Origin of the sequence: Thiohalocapsa sp. (assembly GCF_019695415.1) — a bacterium.
Lineage (GTDB): Bacteria > Pseudomonadota > Gammaproteobacteria > Chromatiales > Chromatiaceae > Thiohalocapsa.
This window is the reverse complement of record NZ_JAIFKJ010000085.1, coordinates 1-3,381: the sequence shown is the minus strand read 5'-3', so window position 1 is coordinate 3,381 and position 3,381 is coordinate 1. Positions and strand designations below refer to the sequence as shown.

Below are 3,381 nucleotides of genomic sequence, written 5' to 3'. Positions count from 1 at the left end.
CGCCGCAGCGGGGGCCCCTTGGTGAGCAGTACCGATGATCTCGAACCCCGGCAGGCCTTCCGTTTTCACGGGCGAGAGATCAGCGAAGACAGCCGGGGAGAAAACCCTGGGACCGCAGTCAGAATCGTCGGCGCCTTCCGCCAGCGGGAAAAGGGGGCGCGCGTCGGGGGCGGGGAAGGTGGCGGGGTCTTCGGTGCTCATGTGCGGCTCATTCTTCGTATCGCACAGGGCGCCACTGGGGGTGTCTGCGCAGTCGGGCCGGCTGTCGGTGGGGCCGCGCGAGATCTTGCGACCCAGGATCGCGCCTGTCCAATTGTCGGTGTCGGAGACCGCCTGAAAGACGATGCTGTCCTCGGTTATAGATGTTGTGGTGACCTCGACGGGGGCATGGGCCGTCTGCGTGTCAGCGAAGTGAGGCGGGATCTTGTCCGGGACTTCATCGCCGTGCGCTGGTGTCACGAGCACCAAGTGAGAAAATGCGGCTCCCAACAGCGCTCTGCGGAGACGGCGATCTTCTTTAGAGAGAGATCGGGGCAGCATTCTGCATTGCCGATCACGATACGGATGCCCCGTCATCCTAATAGGCATGCTTCGCAACCGTGGACTGAAGAATGGCGCGACCCTGATCATTCCCACCAAAGCCGACGCTGGTTACTGTGTAGAAGTATGTACCGACGCCTTTTGAGGCATCTGCGAGGTCGAGCGCCAACACCTTACGCACGTCGATATGAACGCGCGGCTGCGTCCTGACATCCGGGAAGGCCGTGTTGGTGCTGTCACCGAGGGCGCCGGCCAGCGTGCCGTAATCGACACCCTCGGTGATGTCTGCCACCGCAGAGGTCTGCCAGTCCTCCAATACCTCATCGATGTGGGTGCAGCTGTCGGCATCGGTCTCGGCTTCGGCGCTGGAGCACGCCTGCCAGATGACCTGTGTACCGTCGAGGAAGTGGTCGCCCCGAACATCTGACTGCTCGATGTAGGCGAGTCCGACGTGCAGCGCAGCCTCCGCGGCCTGGAGCGCGATGTTGTTCTGGCGCATGTTGCCGACCAGGCGCTCCTGCAGCACGGTGGTCTGCTGGCCGCTGATGCCCAGCATGGTCACAACCAGGAGAATGGCCAGCCCCAGGATCAACACGGCGCCACGTTGGCGGCGGGGCGGGCGCAAGCGGTGCGGGACAGGTTTCCTCTCTGCAGGCCTACCCATGGCCGTTAATCCTTGGCGAGCCAAGGGGTCGCGGGCCGCAGCGCCACGTCCAGACGCAGACGTTGGTAGAGCCTGTGGTCGGCGGGATAGGCCGCCCCAAGCCGGTCGGCCGAATCGTCATTCGGGGGCCAGTTTGTGCTGGTCGGCGCCCGCGGCTCGGCGGCCGCATTGGTCTCAGCCGTTGTCAAGAGCAGTTCGAGGGACGCAGCGCGCACCCGGGCCCAAGCATCCGCATCCAGCGCCGCGGCAGCTTCTCCGCTGAACAGCGGATCGCCCGCGTGGCTGCCGTGGCCACTGTAGGTAACCCGCATGTCCGCCACGTTCGGCACCAGGGCTTGGTTCCGACCACCTGCACGTTGGAGGTCGTAGACACAAAGCGCAGGGCGGTAGTCATCGGGCTGGTAGCTTCCGCTGCCAGGTCGGCATTTGTCCCGAGCGGCGCCGGTTTGCAGCCTATTGTCCTGCGTGCAGCAGATATAGAACACGCGGTAGACCAGCGGGTAGAGCCAAGCCTGCGGATCACCGGCCCTGCTGTTGTACGGGATCTCCAAGCCGGACGAGCCATAGACGCGGGTGCCCGCGCTCGGATAGAGATCATCCGCCGCATTCACCTGTCCAGCGTGGCCCGCGCGTGCGTGCTCCACGAATGGCGGACTGTCGTCAACGTTGCTGACTGCGAAAACGTGGGCGCTGCGGCAATTGGAGATGAGGGCAAGCTCACCGTCCTTGAGCCCGCTCGCGCCCGCGAGATTGATGCGCCCCGTGGCGGTATCCTCGCCCGAGCCGTCCCCCAACGGACCAGCCACGGCGACACCGATCGGCTCCACACCCCAGGCCAGCAGCATATCGCCGCCGACGTAACGCTCCGCGAGCGACGTCCGCGCTTCAGCCGGCAGGGGGATGTCGTCGAAATCGCTCGCTGTGCTGAGCTCGCTTTGGTCGAAACCGAGGGGTCGTCCGGTCTGCAGGAGGTGTTCCCCCGAGCAGCCGGCACCGTCGAGGAGAGCGCAGGCCTTGACCGTCAGCGTGCCCTCGACTTGGTGCAGGTCGAGGCTCTTGCAGGGCATGGTTCGACTCGGCCGCAATTCCTTGGCAAGCAGCATGGACGCGATCCGGCCGTTCTCCTGCAGTCGGGCGAAGGCCTCTTCGCGCCTGTATGTGGCCTTGGTGCTGGCGAGGATCTCGGTCAGGCCCAACACCACGATTGCGCCCAAGGCCAGGGTTACCATGAGCTCCACCAGCGAGACACCGCTCTGTCCCGCAGCAGCGCGGGGGAGATCTGCGGGCAGGGTGGACAGTCCTTGGTTGCCGGTCAGCGTCTTCACAGCGGCAATTTCGCGCATAGGCTGAATGCCATCGCCCCGGTGTTGCGGCCGGTTTGTGCAACGGTGTCGTTTTCCGCGCGGGCGTCGTCCCAGCGGATGGTGATGGCGCAATAGCCCTGGGCGCAGACGTTGCCTGCGGTGCAGTCGAGCTCGCCGAGCGATTGACCGTCGGGTGGCTTCAATGGCGAGAGTCCCAGCTCTGCAGCCCAGGTGCCGAAGCCCGTATGGGTGCCCGCCGCTGTTTCTGACGCCGCTGCGCCGCCGTCGCCCGTGTTGGTTGTTAGAGCGACCCCTGCGAGCTGGTCGGGATAGGCGCGCACAAGATCCGCCAGCGCATAGGCAGCAACAGTGGCATGGGAGCGCAGGTAGGCGCTGTGGTTGCTGCGCATGGCGGCGAGCTGCAGCCCGGCAACGCCGAGGGCGCCGACCGCGATGATGAACAGTGTCACCACGACCTCCACCAGTGAGAAGCCGCGCTGGCTTGCAAATTGGTGGGCACGCGTCATCCTAGCCTTCCTTTCACGGACTGCGGACATGGCCTGGCCGTGTACGGTTTTAGGTTATTCTACTGTCTATGTTATCGGGGTAAGCCCTAGCCCGGGAAGGAGGCTGCGAGAATTGCAGCGCGTACACCGATGGAAATCGGCATTGTTGCGACCAGCGGGGGACGGCTTGGTCAAAACTGCGTGGTTGATGGGATGCACGGTGCTGATTCTGTTGCCGCTGCCGGGTGACGCAGAAATCTACCGCTACCGGGATGCCACCGGTACCTGGGTGTTCTCCGACCGCCCGCCGCCCGGCCACTTAGGCACGCCGCCGACAGCAACACCCGCAGGGGCGCAGGCAACGCAG

General features: G+C 65.0%; 5 protein-coding genes. 1 reads left to right on the top strand and 4 read right to left on the bottom strand.

Features of this window, described 5'->3' with window-relative positions; translation table 11 throughout:
- The 4 genes from I6U14_RS01515 to pilV form a co-directional block, all read right to left on the bottom strand.
- On the bottom strand, positions 1-468 hold a 468-nt coding region (locus I6U14_RS01515), incomplete at its 3' end, for a hypothetical protein (RefSeq protein ID WP_296896302.1).
- A 109-nt stretch (positions 469-577) separates the two neighbouring features.
- Complete coding sequence (locus I6U14_RS01510) at positions 578-1,135, bottom strand: PilX N-terminal domain-containing pilus assembly protein (RefSeq protein ID WP_296896300.1); 558 nt, start codon at positions 1,133-1,135, stop codon at positions 578-580.
- A 74-nt stretch (positions 1,136-1,209) separates the two neighbouring features.
- Positions 1,210-2,529, bottom strand: coding sequence for a PilW family protein (locus I6U14_RS01505; protein WP_296896298.1), 1,320 nt, complete (start codon positions 2,527-2,529; stop codon positions 1,210-1,212).
- Complete coding sequence (pilV, locus tag I6U14_RS01500) at positions 2,526-3,035, bottom strand: type IV pilus modification protein PilV (protein WP_296896297.1); 510 nt, start codon at positions 3,033-3,035, stop codon at positions 2,526-2,528. Before pilV ends, I6U14_RS01505 begins: the two co-directional genes overlap by 4 nt.
- Between pilV and I6U14_RS18220 the strand changes: the two genes are divergently transcribed.
- Positions 2,917-3,381, top strand: a 465-nt coding sequence (locus I6U14_RS18220; protein WP_367115608.1) for a DUF4124 domain-containing protein, incomplete at its 3' end; no start/stop codon positions are given. The two genes, pilV and I6U14_RS18220, sit on opposite strands and share 119 nt — an antisense overlap.